At 71.3% G+C, this 18,352-nt stretch carries 17 protein-coding genes and 1 pseudogene; 10 read left to right on the top strand and 8 right to left on the bottom strand.

What is annotated here, in order from left to right:
- Positions 1–250 precede the first annotated feature (250 nt).
- A complete protein-coding gene (locus AC0VY3_RS24705; RefSeq protein ID WP_475550627.1) occupies positions 251–2,575 on the top strand; it encodes a M9 family metallopeptidase in 2,325 nt (774 codons plus the stop codon).
- A gap of 139 nt (positions 2,576–2,714) precedes the next feature.
- Positions 2,715–3,773: a vWA domain-containing protein gene (locus AC0VY3_RS24700; RefSeq protein ID WP_242742781.1), complete on the top strand. Its 1,059-nt coding sequence runs from the start codon at positions 2,715–2,717 to the stop codon at positions 3,771–3,773.
- A gap of 31 nt (positions 3,774–3,804) precedes the next feature.
- On the opposite strand, the gene AC0VY3_RS24695 is transcribed toward AC0VY3_RS24700, so the two are convergent.
- Complete coding sequence (locus AC0VY3_RS24695) at positions 3,805–4,452, bottom strand: LysE family translocator (protein ID WP_475550626.1); 648 nt, start codon at positions 4,450–4,452, stop codon at positions 3,805–3,807.
- A gap of 209 nt (positions 4,453–4,661) precedes the next feature.
- Between AC0VY3_RS24695 and AC0VY3_RS24690 the strand changes: the two genes are divergently transcribed.
- Positions 4,662–6,005: an aminotransferase-like domain-containing protein gene (locus AC0VY3_RS24690; RefSeq protein WP_475550625.1), complete on the top strand. Its 1,344-nt coding sequence runs from the start codon at positions 4,662–4,664 to the stop codon at positions 6,003–6,005.
- Positions 6,006–6,009: 4 nt separating this feature from the next.
- On the opposite strand, the pseudogene AC0VY3_RS24685 reads toward AC0VY3_RS24690, so the two are convergent.
- From AC0VY3_RS24685 to AC0VY3_RS24675, 3 genes and pseudogenes are all read right to left on the bottom strand, one after another.
- Positions 6,010–6,618 (bottom strand): annotated as a pseudogene (locus AC0VY3_RS24685) (DEAD/DEAH box helicase); the annotation flags it as partial.
- A 110-nt stretch (positions 6,619–6,728) separates the two neighbouring features.
- Positions 6,729–8,246 carry a cryptochrome/photolyase family protein gene (locus AC0VY3_RS24680; RefSeq protein ID WP_475550624.1) on the bottom strand — a complete coding sequence of 506 codons (1,518 nt, stop codon included), beginning with the start codon at positions 8,244–8,246 and terminating at the stop codon, positions 6,729–6,731.
- Positions 8,247–8,326: 80 nt separating this feature from the next.
- Positions 8,327–8,767 (bottom strand): hypothetical protein, encoded by a 441-nt coding sequence (locus tag AC0VY3_RS24675; protein ID WP_475550623.1) that lies wholly within the window; start codon positions 8,765–8,767, stop codon positions 8,327–8,329.
- Between the two features lie 114 nt (positions 8,768–8,881).
- Between AC0VY3_RS24675 and AC0VY3_RS24670 the strand changes: the two genes are divergently transcribed.
- A complete protein-coding gene (locus tag AC0VY3_RS24670) occupies positions 8,882–9,715 on the top strand; it encodes an MmyB family transcriptional regulator (RefSeq protein WP_475550622.1) in 834 nt (277 codons plus the stop codon).
- Positions 9,716–9,758: 43 nt separating this feature from the next.
- Here the strand turns inward: AC0VY3_RS24670 and AC0VY3_RS24665 are convergent, their stop codons facing one another.
- Positions 9,759–9,983: a hypothetical protein gene (locus AC0VY3_RS24665; protein WP_475550621.1), complete on the bottom strand. Its 225-nt coding sequence runs from the start codon at positions 9,981–9,983 to the stop codon at positions 9,759–9,761.
- On the opposite strand from AC0VY3_RS24665, the gene AC0VY3_RS24660 reads away from it, so the two are divergent.
- Positions 9,982–10,905 carry a hypothetical protein gene (locus AC0VY3_RS24660; protein WP_475550620.1) on the top strand — a complete coding sequence of 308 codons (924 nt, stop codon included), beginning with the start codon at positions 9,982–9,984 and terminating at the stop codon, positions 10,903–10,905. The two genes, AC0VY3_RS24665 and AC0VY3_RS24660, sit on opposite strands and share 2 nt — an antisense overlap.
- Before the next feature lie 29 nt (positions 10,906–10,934).
- Here the strand turns inward: AC0VY3_RS24660 and AC0VY3_RS24655 are convergent, their stop codons facing one another.
- The gene (locus AC0VY3_RS24655) at positions 10,935–11,081 is read right to left on the bottom strand and encodes a hypothetical protein (protein ID WP_258047171.1); all 147 of its coding nucleotides are present in this window, start codon (positions 11,079–11,081) and stop codon (positions 10,935–10,937) included.
- 559 nt (positions 11,082–11,640) lie between these two features.
- Between AC0VY3_RS24655 and AC0VY3_RS24650 the strand changes: the two genes are divergently transcribed.
- The 4 genes from AC0VY3_RS24650 to AC0VY3_RS24635 all read left to right on the top strand — a co-directional run bounded on the left by AC0VY3_RS24650 (position 11,641) and on the right by AC0VY3_RS24635 (position 15,628).
- On the top strand, positions 11,641–12,666 hold the full coding sequence (locus AC0VY3_RS24650) for an iron-siderophore ABC transporter substrate-binding protein (protein WP_475550619.1): 1,026 nt from the start codon (positions 11,641–11,643) through the stop codon (positions 12,664–12,666).
- Between the two features lie 50 nt (positions 12,667–12,716).
- Positions 12,717–13,754, top strand: a complete 1,038-nt coding sequence (locus tag AC0VY3_RS24645; RefSeq protein ID WP_475550618.1) for a FecCD family ABC transporter permease — start codon at positions 12,717–12,719, stop codon at positions 13,752–13,754.
- Positions 13,751–14,833, top strand: a complete 1,083-nt coding sequence (locus AC0VY3_RS24640; RefSeq protein WP_475550617.1) for a FecCD family ABC transporter permease — start codon at positions 13,751–13,753, stop codon at positions 14,831–14,833. The genes AC0VY3_RS24645 and AC0VY3_RS24640 overlap by 4 nt, the downstream gene beginning before the upstream one ends.
- A 201-nt stretch (positions 14,834–15,034) precedes the next feature.
- Entirely contained in the window at positions 15,035–15,628 is a 594-nt protein-coding gene (locus AC0VY3_RS24635) for a hypothetical protein (RefSeq protein ID WP_475550616.1), read from the top strand.
- 118 nt (positions 15,629–15,746) lie between these two features.
- On the opposite strand, the gene AC0VY3_RS24630 is transcribed toward AC0VY3_RS24635, so the two are convergent.
- Together AC0VY3_RS24630 and AC0VY3_RS24625 are read right to left on the bottom strand one after the other, a co-directional pair.
- Positions 15,747–16,412, bottom strand: a complete 666-nt coding sequence (locus AC0VY3_RS24630) for a DedA family protein (protein ID WP_475550615.1) — start codon at positions 16,410–16,412, stop codon at positions 15,747–15,749.
- Between the two features lie 14 nt (positions 16,413–16,426).
- The gene (locus AC0VY3_RS24625; RefSeq protein ID WP_103509309.1) at positions 16,427–17,314 is read right to left on the bottom strand and encodes an SIS domain-containing protein; all 888 of its coding nucleotides are present in this window, start codon (positions 17,312–17,314) and stop codon (positions 16,427–16,429) included.
- Positions 17,315–17,534: 220 nt separating this feature from the next.
- On the opposite strand from AC0VY3_RS24625, the gene AC0VY3_RS24620 reads away from it, so the two are divergent.
- On the top strand, positions 17,535–18,332 hold the full coding sequence (locus AC0VY3_RS24620) for a DeoR/GlpR family DNA-binding transcription regulator (RefSeq protein WP_242742792.1): 798 nt from the start codon (positions 17,535–17,537) through the stop codon (positions 18,330–18,332).
- Positions 18,333–18,352: the final 20 nt, after the last annotated feature.

Here is an 18,352-nt window from a genome sequence, read left to right as displayed (position 1 = left end):
GCGGGCCGGGGCGGGCCGGCCCGCCGGGCTGCGTTCACCGGGAAGCCGCATCGGATTCGGTCCCACGCCTTCCCCATGAAGTGTGACCTGTGCAATGGTACATGGCACAGGTCGTGGGCATGTCAACTCCGGACATCGGCCCCATCCCGTCCGGCCGACAGCACGGCGCGACAACACCCCCGGCCCACGCCCCGGACATCCCATCGGTCACGCAGGTGCGTGCCTCCGATCCCTCATGGGAGGAAACAACGTGAGAACCACACTCGTCCGCCGAGGTGTGGGTGCCGTTCTGCCCCTGGCTCTGGCCGGGGCGATGAGCGTCGCGCTGCTCGCGCAGCCGGCCCAGGCGCAGCCGAACTCCCCTTCGGCCGCCACGGCATCGAACACGTCGCAACCGTCCCGCCCCGCCGGGTCGGCCGACCCCGCGCCGCTGGCGCAGCAGTCCCCCACCGCGGACACCGGTCACCAGCTCAAGGACCGGCTGAAGGCTTCCCAGCTCCCCCCGCTGAGCGCCGACAAGTCCGCCCTCAAGGAGGCCTACGGCCACCACGACGCCCAGCGGAAGCAGGACGCGGGCAAGAAGCCCTCGGCGAAGGCGGCCGCCGCGTGCGACCCGGCCGACTTCACCGGCCGCACCGGAAGCGAACTGGTCCGGCAGATCAGGGGTTCCACCATCGACTGCGTCAACACCCTGTTCGGCCTGACCGGGAGCAACGCCCAACTGGCCTTCCGTGAGGCCCAGATGGTCACCGTGGCCTACGCGCTGCGCGACAACGCCGCCTACTACCCGGGCGACGCGAGCACCGGCACCCCGCAGCTCGTCCTCTACCTCCGCGCCGGGTACTACGTGCAGTGGTACAACCCGGACGTCGTCGGACCGTACGGCAGCGCCCTGACGACCGCCATCCGCTCGGGTCTCGACACCTTCTTCGCGAGCCCCCGCTCGCACGATGTCACCGACGAGAACGGCGAGACGCTCTCCGAGGCGGTCATCCTGATCGACAGCGCCCAGGAGAACGCCCGCTACCTCCACGTCGTCAAGCGGATGCTGGCCGACTACGACTCCTCCTGGAACGCCTACTCGCGGATGCTCGCCGCGGCCAACAACGTGTACACGGTGACCTTCCGGGGTCACCAGGTGCCCGCGTTCGTCAGCGCCGTCGAGGCGGACCCCAGCCTCATCGACTCCCTGTACCGCTTCGCCGCCGACCACATCGACCTGCTGGGCGGCGACCAGGCGTATCTGACCTCCAACGCCGGACGGGAACTGGCCCGCTTCCTCCAGCACCCGAGCCTGCGCGGCAAGGCCCGCCCGCCGGCCACCGCGCTGCTCCGGCAGACCTCCGTCACCGGCCCCACCGCCCCGCTCTGGGTGGGCATAGCGGAGATGGCCGACCACTACGACAAGGCGAACTGCTCCGACTACGGAGTCTGCGACCTCCAGGAACGCCTCAAGCGCGAGGTCCTGCCGGTCCGTCACACCTGTAGCCCCGGCATCCGCATCCTCGCCCAGCAGATGACGCCCGCCGAGCTGAACGCCGGCTGCACCAGCCTCATCGAGCAGGACGCCTATTTCCACCGGATCGCCAAGGACGACGGCCCGGTCGCCGACGACAACAACACCTCCATCGAGGTGATCGCCTACGACTCCAGCGCCGACTACCAGACGTACGCCGGCGCGATGTACGGCATCGACACCAACAACGGCGGCATGTACCTGGAGGGCGACCCCTCCGTCGTCGGCAACCAGCCCCGCTTCATCGCCTACGAGGCCGAATGGCTGCGGCCGGACTTCCACATCTGGAACCTCAACCACGAGTACACCCACTACCTCGACGGCCGGTTCACCATGTACGGCGACTTCGCCGAGGGCATGAGCACCCCGACCGTCTGGTGGGTGGAGGGCTTCGCGGAGTACATCTCCTACCACTACCGGGGTGAGCCCTACGCCGCGGCGATGACCGAGGCGGGCAAGGGCACCTACGCCCTGAGCACCCTGTTCGGCACCGACTACAGCCACGACACCACCCGGGTGTACCGCTGGGGCTACCTCGCCGTGCGCTACATGCTGGAGCAGCACCCCGCCGACATGGAAACGGTGCTCGGCCACTACCGCACCGGAGAGTGGGCCGCCGCCCGGACCTACCTCACCAGCACCGTCGGCACCCGCTACGACCGTGACTTCCGCACCTGGCTGGCAAGCTGCGCGGCCGGTGACTGCGGCGACGGCACCACCACCCCCGTCTCCGAGTGCACCGACCCCGACACCCGTGTCCTGGGCGAGAACTGCCGCCGCAGCGACCTCTCCGCCACCACCGGCAACTACGCCTACCACTACCTGTACATACCGGCCGGCACCGACCGGCTGAAGATCACCGTCAGCGGCGGCACCGGCGACGCCGACCTCTACTACAGCGGCACCGGCTGGGCCACCACTTCCGCGCACACCAGCCGCGACACCGGCCCCGGCAGCGCCCACACCCTGACCGTCACCAACCCGCCCGCGGGCGCGCACTACATCAGCCTGCACGCCGCGAGCACCTTCGGCGGGGCCACCCTGACCACCGCCTACTGATCCGCCCGCCGCACCCTCCGGCCGGGGCCGGGCGCCACTCGCGCCCGGCCCCACTGTCAGTGCCTCCCCCTACAGTCGAAGACATCGCTCGGGGAACGCACCGGGGGAGTCGGGGAACACCGGAGAAGGGGCAACAGCCATGTCCGCCAACAGGATCCAGCACAAGGTGAATCACGTCGCTCTGGTCGTGGACGCCTCCGGTTCGATGTACCAGCACCAGGGTCAGCTGATCCGTGTCGTGGACGAGTTCGTGGCGGGGCTGAAGGCCGAGTCGGACAGCCTCGGCCACGAGACCCGGATCAGCCTCTACTCCTTCGACCACCGGGTGGAGAACCTGGTCTGGGACATGGACGTGAAGCATCTTCCGTCCATGCGCGGGCTGTACAAGGTCAACAACGGCGCCACCGCCCTCATCGAGGCCTCGCTGAAGTCCCTGGACGACCTGGGGCACATCTGGGAGGAGTACGGCGAGCACAGCTTCCTCCAGATCGTCGTGACGGACGGCGAGGAGAACGCCTCCGGCGGCGACCGGCGGCACGACGGCGACATGAGCATCCTCGGCCCCTGGCTCGACCGGATCACCGCGAAGATGAACGGACTCCCGGGGCACTGGACCTCCGCGATCCTCGTCCCCAACTCCCTGGCGAAGCGCACCGCCCAGAACTACGGCTTCCCGGCCGGCAACATCGCCATCTGGGACGCGGACTCCCAGAAGGGCGTCGAGGACGCGATCGGCACCGTGCGCGCCGCCGCCACCAGCTTCCTCCGGGGCCGCGAGCAGGGCGTGCGCGGTACGAAGAATCTGTTCGCCGTCGGCCAGGACATATCCGTGGACGATGTGCGGGCCACTCTCGAACCGGTCGCAGCCGACAAGTACCGCCTCCTGAAGGTCGACAAGGAGATGGAGATCCGCGCCTTCGTCGACTCGCACCCGGGCGTCAGCTACGAACGCGGCTCCTGCTACTACCAGTTGGGCACGCGCGTCCAGGTGCAGCCCGACAAGGAGGTCATCGTGGTCGAGAAGGACACCGACCGCGCCTACACGGGCGAGGCCGCGCGCAACCTCCTGTTCGGCACCGGTGTCCGCGGGACCGTCTCGGTGAAGGCCGGCAACAACCCCAAGCTGGAGGTCTATGTGCAGAGCCGCTCGGTGAACAGGAAGCTGAAAGCCGATACCCGTCTGCTCATCATGCTCTGACCCCGGTCATGCCCAGGCCCCGGACGACCGTTCAGCCCGAGGTCGCCGGAGCCGAGGAGTCGATGGCCACCGACACGGCCAGCAGGCCCAGGGCGGTGCCCATCAGATAGCGCTGGGCGCGGAGCCAGGAGGGGCGGCGGGCGAGAAAGACGGCGACGGCTCCGGCCGCCAGGACGATGCACAGGTTGACGGTGAGAGCCACCGCGATCTGGACGGAGCCCAGCAGAAAGCCCTGGAGAAGGACGTTTCCCGCCTCCAGGCTGATGAACTGCGGGATGAGGGACAGATACATGATGGCGATCTTGGGGTTGAGCAGATTCGTCATCAGGCCCATCGTGAACAGCCTGCGCGAGGAGTCGTGCGGCAGGTCCTTGGGCGCGAAGACGGAGATACCGCCGGGCCGCAGGGCGGACCAGGCCAGGTAGGCCAGATAGCCGGCGCCTGCCAGCTTCACGGCCACGTACAGCTCGGGCACCGCGAGGAAGACCACCGACAGACCGAGGTTCGTGGCCAGCAGATAGACCAGGAAGCCCACGGCCACCCCGCCGAGCGACACCACTCCCGCACGACGTCCCTGGGTGATGCTCCGGGAGACGAGATAGATCATGTTCGGGCCCGGGGTGAGCACCATGCCCAGTGCTACGAGCGCGACCCCCAGCACCCCGCTCAGCTCAACCATGCGTGTCCGCCGCTCCGTTCATGCCAGCTCATGCCAGCTCATGCCAGCTCATGCCTGTTCGAGCCCCCGGTCCCGGCCGCGCGGCTCGGTGCAATGGGAGTCTAGGTAGGTGATCTGACTCGGTTCAATAGGGGACATTGCACTCGGTGCAATGATGTGTTTCGATGCCGCTCACCACGTTCGATGCCGTTCACCGAGGAGGCGAACCCGTGAAGGACTTCCGGTCCGTCGCCGACCTCGTGGCGGCGGAGATCGCGGCCGGCCGGCTCAAGGCGGGGGAACGCCTGCCTTCGCAGCGGGAGTTCGCCCGGCGGTACGCCATCGCCAACTCCACCGCCGTCCGCGTCTACCAGGAGCTCGCCCGCCGCGGTCTCACCGTCGGCCAGGTCGGGCGCGGCACCTTCGTCACGGACGCGCCCGGTGCGCCCGCTCCCGCGCCCGCCCTGTCCGAGCCCGCCGACAGCCGGGTCGACCTGGAGCTCAACCACCCCGTCGTGCCCGAACAGGCCGGGCTGCTCGCCGCCGGCCTGGCGAAGCTGGTGCGCTCCGACCACCTGGAGTCGGTGCTCCGCCCGGTCGGGCCGGACGGCACGGCCGCCGCCCGCGAGGCCGCCGCCGAGGTCCTCGCACGGGGCGGCGGGCGGCCCGATCCGGAACGGATCCTGTTCGCCGGGAACGGCCGCCAGGCCATCTCCGCCGCCGTCGCCGCACTGACCCGGCCCGGCGCCCGGCTGGGCGTCGAGGAGTTCACCTACCCGGTGCTGAAGGCCATCGCCGCCCGGCTCGGCGTCACCCTCGTGCCCCTCGCGATGGACGAGGACGGGCTGATCCCGGAAGCGGTGGAGGACGCGCACCGCGCGGATCCGCTGCACGCCGTCTACGTACAGCCGGTCCTGCACAACCCGCTCTCGATCACCATGCCCGAGCGGCGGCTCGACCTGCTGGCCGATGTGCTGCTGACCTCGGGGATCCATGCGATCGAGGACGCCGTCTGGGCCTTCCTCCGGGACGACCTGCCGCCCCTCGCCGCGCGGACCCCCGAGCACACCGTCCTCGTCGACAGCCTCTCCAAACGCCTGTCGCCGGGTCTGTCCCTCGGCTTCACCGTGGCCCCCGCCGCGCTGGCGGGCCGGCTCGCGGGGGCCCTGCGCTCCGGCGGGTGGACGCCGATGCGCTTCCCCCTGGAGGCGATGGTGCGGTGGCAGGCGGACGGCACCGTCGACGCGCTCGTACGGGCCAAACAGCGCGAAGTCCGGGCGCGGCAGGAGATCGCCCACCGCCACCTCGGCGACTTCCGCACCCGCAGCGCCCCGGTCTCCTGCTACCGCTGGTGGGAGCTGCCCGGCCCCTGGCGCGCCGACACCTTCGTCGCCGCCGCCGCGCGGCACGGCATCGCGGTGACCCCGGCCGCCGCGTTCTCCGCCGGCCGCCACCGGGGCCCGCACGCGATCCGCCTCGGCCTGGCCTCGCCCACCCGGGAGGTCCTCTCCCGGGCCCTCACGACCCTCGCCGACGTCGCCCGGTCCGCACCGGACGAGCTGGCGGGGGACTGAGAGCTCATGAAGTGAAGCCGTGGTGGAACTGCACGGCTTCACCGAGAGCTGCGCGGGCTCCCTCGAAGTCGGCGAGACGGGCAGCGACCGTGGCCACCGCGAGCCGTTCTGGCAGGGCCGCAGAGAATTTGAGACCGTGTACGGCGCGGCGATCGACATCCTGAAGAACGAGGGCAGGGCTGTCGCACGCGACTTGGTGACCCTCCCGCCACCTGCCGGGCGTCAGGTCCTCACGCAGGCGCACGTAGCAGTCCGTGGGACGTTGCACCGGATCGGCGATGGACGGCAGCGTCGCGGCCAATGTCGCGTTCGCACGGTAACCGGCCCAGGTCCACCAACGGACATCCGAACCATGACGGCTGACCAGAGATCGTGTCGGGTGCACGAGTTCAGGTGCCTCGTCCTCCCGCCACCCCGCCAGACAGACCTCGGCTCGACGGGTGAGGGAGACCGGAGGATCCTCGCCGAGGAGCACCGTACGCATCGCACGGGTGAGGTGGTAGGAGAGGCCGAGAACCGAGCCACTGCTCCACTTGGCGACCCCGCCGCCGTCTGCCGGTTCGACGAAGGCCCGTTTGCGGGTCCGGTCGATGAACGTCACCTGCCGGCTACGGGCCCAGCTCACCGATCAGCGCAAGGCACGTGAGCGCGAGGCCGAACGGGCGGCATGGTTCCCGGAGTGCCCTGACGGCCTGAGACCACGGCCCCTGGGAGTCGGCGCTGTCAAGGCTCCCGGTCGCCGCGCTCCGCGATCTCCTCCAGAAGCCCGTCGAGGTCCTTCAGCCGGTCCAGGCCCGTGACCGCCCTGGCCATCCGGTGGTTGGAGCTCAGGGACTCGCGGTGGCGGTGCAGGAAGGCCCAGTAGCCCGCTGTGTACGGGCAGGCGTGCTCGCCGGTGCGGTCGGTGGGGCGGTAGGCGCAGGGCTTGCACAGGTCGCTCATCTTGTTGATGTAGGCGCCGCCGGAGGTGTACGGCTTGGTCGTCATCCGGCCGCCGTCCGCGTACTGCGACATGCCGACGACATTGGGCAGCATCACCCAGTCGTAGCCGTCGACGAAGCACCGGTGGAACCAGTCGGTCACGGCGGCCGGGTCCCAGCCGTCCTGGAGAGCCCGGCTGCCCAGCACCATCAGCCGTGGGATGTGGTGCGTCCAGCCGGTGTCGCGGACCTGGGCCAGCACGGTGGACAGGCAGTTCGCGGTGACGGCGTCGGCGTCCAGATCGAGGAACCAGTCGGGCAGCGGAGCCCGGTGGCGCAGCGCGTTGCGGTGCCGGTACTCCTCGCCGAAGTGCCAGTACAGCTGCCACACGTACTCCCGCCAGCCCGCGATCTGCCGGACGAAGCCCTCGACGCTGTTGAGCGGCGCCTCGCCCGCGCGCCACGCCTGCTCGGCCCGGTCGACGCACTCGGCGGGGTCGAGGAGGCCCAGGTTGAGGGGGACGGACAGCAGACTGTGGCTCATCACGGGGTCGGCAGCGAGCATCGCGTCTTCGTACCGGCCGAAGCCGGCAAGGCGGTGGGCGACGAAGCGCCGGAGCGCGGCCAGCGCCTCCCGCCGGGTGACGGGGAAGCGGCGGGGGCCGTCGCGGCCGACGAACGTGACCTCGCCGTCACGCTCCCAGCGGTCGAGGTCGTGGCGCACCTCGTCGTCGATCTCGTCCTCGCGCGGGCGGTAGGGCGCGGGTACGTCCAGGGTCTGCACGCCCCGGGGCGGCGGCTCGCGGTTGTCGTGGTCGAGGTTCCACGTGCCGCCGGCCGGCGCGTCGCCGTCCATGAGCAGGTCGTGCTCCCGGCGCACCCACCGGTAGAAGCCCTCCATCCGCAGCCGGTCGCCCCCGTGCTCCTTCGCCCACGCGCCGAACTCCTTCTGCGCCAGCAGGAACCCCCGGGCCGGAAGCACGTCGATGCCGTCCCGCGCTGTCACGAAGTCCAGCGCGGCCCGGGAGGTCGGGTGGCAGACCGTCATGCGGTCCCGCCGCCCCCCGAAACCCGCCTCCGCCAGCCCTTCCGCGTACGTCCGGGCGTGTACGTAGCGAACGCGGTCGCCCAGTTCGGCCGCCCGGTGGCGCATCGCGGAGAGGACGAGATGGGCCTTGGCCCGGTGGAAGCGGCGGCGGCGCAGGGCGGACCGGGCCTCGATCATCAGGAGGGGCGCGTGTTCGTCCGGACCGCCGTGTCGAGGGTCCAGGAAATGCGGGCCGAGCTGGTCTCCGAAGAGCCAGTGGGTGCGTGGTGCCATCGCGGGCGTCCGTCCTGCCGTCGGAGATTGCCCCGCCACGTTAGGAACGGCCGGGGAGGCCGCGGTGACGCCACGCCGGGCTACCGGGGCGAGGACGCGGCGGTCATCCGCCGCAGTCCTGTGTACTGGAGCGTGGTGTAGACCGTCACGATCAGCGCGCCGATCAGCAGGAACACCGTCCCGAACCCGTTGAGCGGCACGAAGTCCGCGAAGGCCGTCACCACGCACCCGACCGCGCACAGGGCGTTCACCGCAACGACGGTTCTGGCCAGGGCGGGCGGGATCACCGGACAGCCCGCGATCAGGGCGAGGCAGGCCGCCCCGCCGATCTGGAAGATGCCGAACGCCACGGCGAAGGCCACCGGCATCCCGGTCGCGGAGCCGAGCGGCGCGGCGGCCGCGATCAGTACGACGCCCATCACGGCGGTGCTCACGCCGTCGACGCGCAGCACCAGACGGAGAAACCGGGCGGTGTCCCGTGCGGGTGCCGTCGCCGCGGACGGGGAAAGGGCGTACGTCATCTCGGACCTCCTTGGGTGGGTGGGGCGTTGACACCGTGCCACGCCGCAGGTCCCGGGCTCCATGACCTCCGAGGTCATGGACGGGTGGCCGCGGCCCCCGGATACGGTGAGGTCATGGAGACCGAAGAGCCGCCCCGCGTAGGCCTGTTGCTGCGCGAGTGGCGGCGGCGTCGCAAACTCAGCCAGCTCGACCTGGCTCTGCTGGCGGATACCTCCACCCGGCACCTCTCCTGCGTGGAGACGGGCCGCGCCCGGCCGAGCCGGGAGATGGTCCTCCGTCTCGCCGAACACCTCGACGTCCCGCTGCGCGACCGCAACGGCCTGCTGCTGGCGGCCGGTTACGCCCCCGCCTACCGGGAGTCGCCGCTCGACAGCGAGCGGATGGTGATGGTCCGCTCCGCGGTCAGGGCGATGCTGGCCGGCCACGAACCGTATCCGGCCGCCGCGATCGACCGGATCTGGAACATCGTCGACCACAACGGCGCGATGTCCCTCCTGCTCGGCACCGTGCCGCCGCACCTGACGGAGTCGGGCGGCAATGTGATGCGGCTGATCCTCCACCCGGAGGGGCTCGCCTCGCAGTGTCTGAACTTCGCCCAGGTCCGCGCCCACGCCCTCGGCCGGCTGCGGCACCAGGTCGACACCACCGGCCACAGCGACCTGCGGGAGCTGTACGAGGAGGTGTCCGCCTGCCCGGCCCCGCCGGACCTCGACACCGACCCCGGGCCGGTGGACCCGACGGGCATCGTCGTCCCGCTGCGCATCCGTACGCCGCTCGGCGACATGGCGTTCTTCAGCACGATCGCCACCTTCGGAGCCCCCGCCGACGTGACCCTCTCGGAACTCGCCGTGGAGTCGTTCTTCCCGATGGACGAGCAGACGGACACCCTGCTGCGCACCCTGGCGGCGATGAGCGAGACGGGCGAGACGAGCGGCGAGGGCCGGTGACGACGCGCGCCCCGGGCCGGTAGCGGTCCTGGGCCGCCGAAGGTCAGCGGCGGCCCGGTCCTGAGGTGGATCCCGGACTTCCGTGCGGGTGGGCCCGGTAGTCCCGCCCGTTGCTCCGCAGCTGCTGCGCCCGCAGCCGGGCCTCCTGCTCGATCAGCAATCCGTCCGCGTTCTCGGTGGGCCCGCGGCGGCCGCGCCGCACCAGAACCACCGCACAGCACGCGGCCACTCCGCCCAGCACTGCCAGTAACGCGACCAACGTCCCCATGAAGTCCCGCTTCCCCCTGCTCCGGCCTGCCCGATGGTGGCGATTCTCCTGGCTCCGATCCTCTCTCCGCAAGGACGGCCACGGTGCGAAGGACCACCCGGCGGCCGAGGAGAGCGCGGAGAAGGGTGCGGGGGAGGGGGCGGAGCTGTCCGGCGGTCTCCAGGTCTCCGACGGAGGATTCACCCTCGACCTCAGCACCAAGCGCGTCGAGGCGGGCGAGCCGGCCGAGCTGCGCTTCGCGGTCGTGGACGAGGACACCTCGCGCAACGTGACCGCGTTCAGCCGCGAGCACGGCAAGGAGCTGCACCTGATCGTGGCGTCGAGCGACCTCACCACCTACCGGCACCTGCACCCCGTGCGGGCCGCCGACGGCACCTGGTCCGCCCCCGTCGAGCTGCCCGAGGCCGGCGGCTACCGGGTCTTCGCCGACTTCACCCCGGACGTGGAGAACGCCGAGGGCGTCACCCTGGGCGCGGACCTCGCCGTATCGGGCGGCGCGCGCCCCGAGCCGCTGCCGCGCGAGCAGCGGACCGTGACCGTCGACGGGTACGAGGTGACGCTCGACGGGGCGCTGCGCCCCGGGTCGGGCAGCGAGCTGAAGCTGGAGGTCGAGAAGGACGGCAGGCCGGTCACCGACCTCCAGCCCTACCTCGGCGCGTACGGCCACCTCGTCGCCCTGCGCGCCGGAGACCTGGCGTACCTCCACGTCCACCCGAACGGCGAGCCGGGCGACGGCCGGACGGAGCCCGGGCCGGAGGTCTCCTTCACCGCGACGGCTCCGAGCAAGGGGGCCTACCGCCTCTTCCTCGACTTCCGGCACGAGGGGAAGGTCCGTACGGCCGCCTTCACCGTGCACGCCGGAGGAGCCGCGCCCGAGAAGTCCGCGCCGGAGCACGGCGAATCCGCCGGTCACGGTCACTGAGCGGACAGCCGCGCCCTCCGGTCGGGGCGTCAGCTCACATCGAGGATCTTGCCCACCAGCCGGGTCGGGGTCCGCCGCTCGGCGGCCGTCAGCGAGCCGAAGGCGCGGTCCAGCAGCCGCGGCACCCCGCCCTCCGCCTCCGCCGGCCCCGGCCCCGCCTCCGGGGTGAGGGTCACCGCACAGGCCCGGCGGTCCCGGGAGTGTTCGAACCGGCCACATAACGATCAGCGCACGGGTGCCGCGCTCCGCCGTACGGACGAGAGGCCCTGCCGGCGGCTTCGGCCGCCGGGGGCGGTTCAGCCGCTCTCCACCGGAGTCGCCTCGGGGAGGGCCGGGCGCGAGACTCGGTCCGGCGGCCGTACGACGGGCCGTCAGCGTCGTGAACCCGGGCACCTTCAGGAAGGGTGCCGTCGCGCCGGTGCTGGGCAACGACGTTGCCTGCGGGGCCAGTACGCGGATCGCCGTGCTTGCCCGTGGCGATGCGCAGGCGTGGGGCACCGGACTCGACGGTGCGGAATTATCGTCTTCACATAGATCATCCCTATGCGGATTGCATGGCTCAGGATGATGTCGCGCCCTTGTTTCTCGGGCGCCGGCGGCGGCCTCCGCCGAGTCATCGGACCCGAGGCGTGGCACGGGCTTCCCGGAAGGCGGAAGGGGGGCCTGTCGGAGCGCCGGCGCGGCTGGCTTAGGCTTACCTAACCTTCACCTGCTCGGCCAACCTGAGGACCCTCCATGCTCGGCTTCACCCGCGTGCGTCGCCACACCCTCGCCGCCACGGCCACCACCGTCGCCCTCGCCGTCGCCCTGGTCGGCTGCTCCTCGGAGGACGGCGGCGACAAGAAGAAGGACGAGGCGGCCGTCACGATCAAGAGCTCGCTCGGCACCGCGACGATCAAGGGCAAGCCCGAACGCATCGTCACCCTCGGCCAGGGCTCCGCCGAGACCGCGATAGCCCTCGGCCAGACCCCGGTGGGCATCGAGAGCTACCCGTGGGGCAGTGACAAGTCCGGCTACCTACCGTGGATCAACGAGGCCGTGAAGAAGTCCGGCGACAAGCTCCCCAAGCAGTTCACGGGCGGCGAGGAGATCGACTTCGAGGCGATCACCGAGCTGGAGCCGGACGTCATCCTGGCCCCTTGGTCGGGCATCACGCAGAAGCAGTACGACGTCCTCAAGGACATCGCACCCACGGTCGCCTACCCGGACCAGGCGTGGAGCACCGACTGGGACCAGCAGATGGACATCATCGGCAAGGCGCTCGGCCGGACGAAGGACACCGACGCCCTCAAGAAGAAGATCGAGAAGCAGCTCGCCGACGCCGCGGCCACCCGGCCGAACTACAAGGACGTCACCTTCTCCTACATCTACAACTCCGGCCCCGGCACCCTCGGCGTCTTCAAGCCCGAGGAGCAGCGCGTCAAGATGGTCTCCTCGCTCGGCCTGAAGGTCGACCCGGTCGTCAACGGCTTCAAGGAGACCCCCGGCACCGACTCGGCCCTCATCGGCCTGGAGAACGCCGAGAAGCTCAAGGACAGCGACCTGATCTTCACGTTCTACACGGACGAGAAGAACCGCAAGGAGATCGAGGGCCAGAAGCTGTACGGCGCGATCCCCGCGATCAAGAAGGGCGCCGTCGTCGCGAGCAACGACAACTCCTTCGTCACCGCCTCCTCGATCATCAACCCGCTGACCGTGCCCTGGACGATCGAGCGCTACCTGCCGATCATCGACCAGGCCGTCAAGACCGCCGGCAAGTAACCCCGGCCGGGTATCCGGAACACCAGGGCCACCAGGCACACTCCACTCCCATGGCAACCACCACGGTCGCACCGCCGAGCGGCGCCGGTACCTCCCGTACCGGCGCCGCTCGGACGGCGTTCCTCCTGCTCCTCGGGCTGGTCGCGCTGGCCATCGCGCTCTGCGCGAGCGTCATGTTCGGCAGCCGCTCCACCTCGTTCGGCGATGTGCTCGACGTCCTGCGCGGCAGCGCCGACCCGAACATCACCGTCATCATCGAGAGCCGCTACCCCCGCACCGTCCTCGGTGTTCTCGCCGGACTCTGCCTCGCGGTCGCGGGCACCCTCATGCAGGGCGTCTCGCGCAACCCGCTGGCGGAACCGGGCCTCCTCGGCATCAACGCCGGAGCCTCCGCGAGCATCGTCGCCGCGACCGCCTGGCTCGGGGCCTCCGGCGCCACCGACACCATGTGGTGGGCGCTGCCCGGAGCGCTGGTCGCCGGAGTCCTCGTCCATGTCATCGGCTCCGCCGGTACGGGGACGAGCGTGGTGCGCCTGGTGCTCGCCGGGGCCGTGCTCACCGCCGTACTCATGGCGTTCATCCAGGCGGTGACGCTCAGCAAGCCGCAGGTCTTCGACAGCTACCGCTACTGGGTCGTCGGCGCCCTGGGCGGCCGGGACTTCGACGTGTTCTGGTCCGTCCTGCCCTTCGCCGCCGTCGGCTTCCTGCTCGCCCTCGCCCTCGGCCCCGGCCTCAACGCCCTGGCCCTGGGCGACGCGACCGCCGTCGCCCTCGGCTCGCACCCCGGGCGCACCCGGGGCGGCGGACTGCTCGCCGCCACCCTGCTCAGCGCCGCCGCGACAGCCGCCGTCGGCCCGATCGCCTTCGTCGGCCTCGCCGTCCCGCACGTCGTACGGGCCCTGGTCGGCGTCGACTTCCGCGTCCAGACCCTCTTCTCCGCCCTGCTGGGCCCCACCCTCCTGCTCTTCGCGGACGTGGTGGGCCGGGTCGTCATGCGCCCCACCGAACTCATGGTCGGCGTCGTCACCGCCTTCATCGGCGCACCCGCGCTGCTCATCGCCGTACGCAGGATGAGGGGCACCTCATGACCGTCACCGACCGCACCGTCACCGACCGGACCACCCGTGTCCGCAAGGCCCCCCGCGGCTATCTGGTCATCGGCCGCACCGTGGCGATACCCGTGCGCCGGGCCTCCGCGGCCGCCGGCGCCGGGCTCCTCGTCCTCCTTCTCGCGGCCGCCGTCACGACGCTGACCTGGGGACGCCTCGGCATCGACCTCGCCGACCTGCCCGCCGCGCTGCTCGGCGACGCCGAGGGCAAGGACCGGTTCGTCTTCAACCGGCTGCGCGGCCCCCGTCTCACCGTCGCCATCGGGGTCGGCGCGGCGCTCGGCCTGTCCGGCGCGCTGTTCCAGTCCGTCACCCGCAACCCGCTCGGCAGCCCCGATGTCATCGGGCTCTCCGCCGGAGCGGGCGCGGGCGCCGCGTTCTGCGCGCTGATGTTCCCCGACACCGTCCCCGTACCCGTCGGCGCGCTCATCGGCGCGATCCTCGCGATGGCACTCGTGTACGTCTCCACCGGAACTGGTTTCCGCAACCCCGCCCGGCTCGTCATCGCCGGGATCGGGGTCGCCGCGATGGGCGCGGCTGTCACCCAGTACGTCGTCTACGCCCTCGAACGCGACAAGGCCTCCGTTCTCACCGCCTACGTCAACGGCAGCCTGACGGCCCGCTCCTGGACCGACGCCACCACCGTCTGGCTGGTCCTGCTCGCCGCCACCCTGCCGGCCGCGCTGATCTCCCGGCGGCTCGACATCGGCGAGATGGGCGACGACATCGCCGAGGGGCTCGGCTCCGAGCCGAAGAAGGCCAAGACCCTCGCCGTGCTCCTGGCCATCGCCCTCTCGGCCGCCGCGGTCAGCGTCTCGGGCCCCATCGCCTTCATCGCCCTGACCGCGCCCCAGATCGCCAAACGCCTCACCCGCTCCTCCGGCCCGCATCTGCTGCTCTCCGCCCTGACCGGCGGTCTGCTGCTGGTGCTCGCGGACCTCTGCTCCCAGCAGCTGGCGCTCTTCGACGATCTGCCGGTCGGGATCTACACCATGGCCATCGGCGGCGCCTACCTCGGCTATCTGCTGGTACGGGAGTGGCGCAAGGGCGTGCTCTGAGGGCCCGGCATGCCGAAACACGGCGGCACTCTCGTCCCTCGTCGAGGACCACGACCCGATCGGCGCAGGTCACGGTGGACGGTTGGTGACAGGGCTTCGGCCGTTCCGTGGACGGGAGTTCGCCCGGGCGGCGGGGGCCGGGAGCCGCGCCGCGGCGGTGGCGACTGGTCACGTACAGGTTCGTCGACCATACTGCCCGCCGTGGAGCAGAGCATAGATTCGAACAAGAAGCCCGAGTTCGCCGCAGGCACCGACCCGGCGTTCATCCCCCTGCCCGGACTGGCGGCGCCCGTCGCGACCCGGAAGCCCGAAGCGGAATCGGAGGACGGTCCGGAGGACGCCGCTCCGGAGTCGGAGTCGGGATCGGAGGCGGTGTCGGAATCGGCGTCGGAGTCGGACCGCGACGACGAGTCCGGGGCGGCGGCCGCGCAAGCCGGGGCCGGGGCCGATGCGGAGACGGAAGCGGCCGCGGACGCCGCCGAAGCGGAGGACGGGACCGAGGGTGACGGGGCCGAGGAGGGCCCCGTATTCGAGGTCAGCGACCGGCGCGGTTCGATCCGGGTGGCCCGGGAAGGCGTCCGGTTCCGGCTGGACGACCAGGAGGCCGAGTTCGGCTGGGACGAGATCGGCGCCGTGGAGACCACCCCGGCCCGCTTCGGCCGCAGGTTCACGGTGACCGTCCACCTCTCGACCCTCCGCTGGTTCAACGCCGAGGTCGAGGCGGCGAGCCGCAGCGAACTCAAGGGCTGGCCGGCCGAGCTGGACAAGGTCCTGGACGCCTATTTCGAGGAGTGAGGCCTACGTCGGGTCCGGAGCGGTCGTGCGCGAGACGCCCTCCCGGGGGTGTCTCGTCGACCGGGCGGCCAGGGCGGTCCGGGCAGCGCCTGCGGCCGTGCCGGGCCGAGCCCTGCCGTCAGGGGCGTTCACGCTTGCGGCCCCGGACGCGCAGCGCGACGTAACCGATCAGGGCGACGACGGTCAGCGCCAGCACGGCCTTGGACACGACACCGGCGTACGCCCCGACCACGTCCCACCGGTCGCCGAGCCAGTATCCGGCCATCACCAGCACGGTGTTCCACACCAGGCTCCCCGTCGCCGTCAGCGCCACGAACACCTTCAGCGGCATGCGCTCCACGCCCGCGGGCACCGAGATCAGGCTCCGGAACACCGGCACCATCCGGCCCAGCAGGACCGCCTTGGTGCCGTGCCGGGCGAACCACGCCTCCGTCCGCAGCAGGTCGGACGACTTGACCAGCGGCAGCTTCGCCCACCAGGCGTGCATCCGCTGCCGCCCGAACACGGCCCCGACCCCGTACAGGACCACCGCCCCGACGACCGAGCCGAGCGTCGTCCAGAAGAGGGCCGAGGCGATGCTGAGCACGCCCTGCGAGGCGGCGAACCCGGTCAGCGGCAGGATGATCTCGCTGGGCAGCGGCGGAAACACGTTCTCCAGCGCGATGGCCGCACCCGCGCCGGGCCCGCCGAACGCTTCGACGAGACCGGCGGCCCAGCCGGCGATACCCCCCTGAGGCTCCGTGCCGGCCGACAGCTCCCGGGCCGCTGACAGGGTCAGGTGCATGGGTCCATGGTCCCTCAGGCCCCGTCGAGCACCACCGAACGGCTCAGGTGGCGCGGCAGATCCGGGTCGAGCCCCTGCGCGGCCGCGCGGGCGAGGGCGAGACGCTGTACGCGTACGAGGTCGGCGAGCGGGTCGAGGGCGTCGTCCACCCACCGGGCGCCCGTCGCGCGCACCTGCTCCGGCAGCCCCTCGGGGGCCTCACCGAACATCCAGGTCGCGGTTCCGGCGGTGGAGATGCTGATGGGCCCGTGGCGGTACTCCATCGCGGGGTAGGACTCGGTCCAGGAGAGCGACGCCTCCTTCATCTTCAGCGCCGCCTCATGGGCCAGACCGACCGTCCACCCCCGCCCGAGGAAGGAGAACTGGGTGCTCCGCAGCAGCTCTTCGGGCAGCGGCTCGGCGAGCGCGGTCTCCGCGTCCGCGACCACGGAATCGGAGTGCAGGCCGAGGTGGGCCCGCAGCAGGGTGAGGGCGGTCGTGGCGAAACGCGTCTGCACGACGGACCGTTCGTCGGCGAAGTCCAGGACGACGAGATCGTCGGCCGCCGCCCTGACCGGAGTCTCCGGGTCCGCCGTGACGGCCACCGTGGGGCAGGTGCCGCGCAGCCGGTTCAGCAGCGCCAGCACCTCGGTCGTGGTCCCCGACCGGGTCAGTGCGACGACCCGGTCGTAACCGCGTCCGAAGGGGAACTCGGAGGCGGCGAAGGCGTCCGACTCGCCCTGGCCCGAGCCCTCGCGGAGCCCGGCGTATGCCTGCGCCATGTAGGAGGAGGTACCGCAGCCGACGACCGCGATCCGCTCGCCCGCGACGGGCAGGGCTGCGGCCTCGGGGCCGTCGGCCAGGGCGGCGGCGCGCCGCCAGCATGCGGGCTGACTGGCTGTCTCGGTCTCGGCATACGACACGTCTGCACTCCACGGGAACGAGGTGGGCCACGGGAAAGGGGCTGATGAAGCTCGCATGTAGAATTCTGCACGGTACATGCAGTTATCAAGCAAAAACAAGCAAGGTGCAGGTGGGTGAGGGGCCCGCGAGGGACCCTGTGCGACGCTTGCGGCGGTCCGGCCACCGGCGACCGCGTTCCCGCGAAACGCGGTGCCCGCGCCGGACGGTGAGGAGACGCTCTTGTCCAGGGACGCCCGGTGGGACGCGCTGCTGGAACTGGTCGGCAAGCACGGCAGGGTGGACGTCGAGGAGGCGGCGACGGCGCTCGACGTCTCGGCCGCCACCATCCGCCGCGATCTGGACCAGCTGGCCGAACAGCATCTGCTCACCCGGACCAGGGGCGGCGCGGTCGCGCACGGGGTCTCCTACGAACTGGCGCTCCGTTACAAGACGGGCCGTCACGCCCCGGAGAAGCAGGCCATCGGCCGCGCGGTCTCCGGCCTCGTCGCCGTCGGCGAGGTGGTCGGCCTGACCGGCGGGACGACCGTGACCGAGGTGGCCAGGGCGCTGGCGGTACGCCAGGACATCGTGGGCGAGGCGACGGTGGCGGGCGGACACCCGACGCTGACCGTGGTGACCAACGCCCTCAACATCGCGAGCGAGCTGGCGATCCGGCCGCAGATCAAGATGGTCGTGACGGGCGGGGTCGCGAGGCCCCAGTCGTACGAACTGACGGGCCCGCTCGCCGTCGGCGTGATGAACGAGATCACCCTGGACGTCGCCGTCCTCGGGGTGAACGCCATCGACATCGAACGCGGCGCGTACGTCCACCACGAGGGCGAGGCCAGCGTCAACCGGCTGCTCGCGGAACGGGCCCAGCGGGTGGTGGTCGCGGCCGACTCGTCGAAGATCGGCAAGCGGGCCTTCGCCCGGGTCTGCGACCTGGGGCTCGTCGACGTCCTGGTCACCGACTCGAACATCGCGGCGGAGGCCAGGGACCGGTTCGCCGACGCCGGGGTTCAGGTCATCGCGGTCTGAACCGGCGTCCCCCGGGTACG

The sequence above is a fragment of the Streptomyces sp. iso_384 genome (assembly GCF_056172905.1).
The sequence above is the reverse complement of the archived record's forward strand: the minus strand, read 5'-3'. Positions and strand labels throughout refer to the sequence as shown.

What these genes read in the sequence shown, in the direction of transcription:
- AC0VY3_RS24700 (WP_242742781.1), top strand. Translation starts at nt 2,715, where the DNA reads ATGTCCGCCAACAGGATCCAGCACAAGGTGAATCACGTCGCTCTGGTC.
- AC0VY3_RS24660 (WP_475550620.1), top strand. Translation starts at nt 9,982, where the DNA reads ATGAAGTCCCGCTTCCCCCTGCTCCGGCCTGCCCGATGGTGGCGATTC.
- AC0VY3_RS24695 (WP_475550626.1), bottom strand. Translation starts at nt 4,452, where the DNA reads ATGGTTGAGCTGAGCGGGGTGCTGGGGGTCGCGCTCGTAGCACTGGGC.
- AC0VY3_RS24680 (WP_475550624.1), bottom strand. Translation starts at nt 8,246, where the DNA reads ATGGCACCACGCACCCACTGGCTCTTCGGAGACCAGCTCGGCCCGCAT.
- AC0VY3_RS24665 (WP_475550621.1), bottom strand. Translation starts at nt 9,983, where the DNA reads ATGGGGACGTTGGTCGCGTTACTGGCAGTGCTGGGCGGAGTGGCCGCG.
- AC0VY3_RS24645 (WP_475550618.1), top strand. Translation starts at nt 12,717, where the DNA reads ATGGCAACCACCACGGTCGCACCGCCGAGCGGCGCCGGTACCTCCCGT.
- AC0VY3_RS24675 (WP_475550623.1), bottom strand. Translation starts at nt 8,767, where the DNA reads ATGACGTACGCCCTTTCCCCGTCCGCGGCGACGGCACCCGCACGGGAC.
- AC0VY3_RS24650 (WP_475550619.1), top strand. Translation starts at nt 11,641, where the DNA reads ATGCTCGGCTTCACCCGCGTGCGTCGCCACACCCTCGCCGCCACGGCC.
- AC0VY3_RS24640 (WP_475550617.1), top strand. Translation starts at nt 13,751, where the DNA reads ATGACCGTCACCGACCGCACCGTCACCGACCGGACCACCCGTGTCCGC.
- AC0VY3_RS24670 (WP_475550622.1), top strand. Translation starts at nt 8,882, where the DNA reads ATGGAGACCGAAGAGCCGCCCCGCGTAGGCCTGTTGCTGCGCGAGTGG.
- AC0VY3_RS24630 (WP_475550615.1), bottom strand. Translation starts at nt 16,412, where the DNA reads ATGCACCTGACCCTGTCAGCGGCCCGGGAGCTGTCGGCCGGCACGGAG.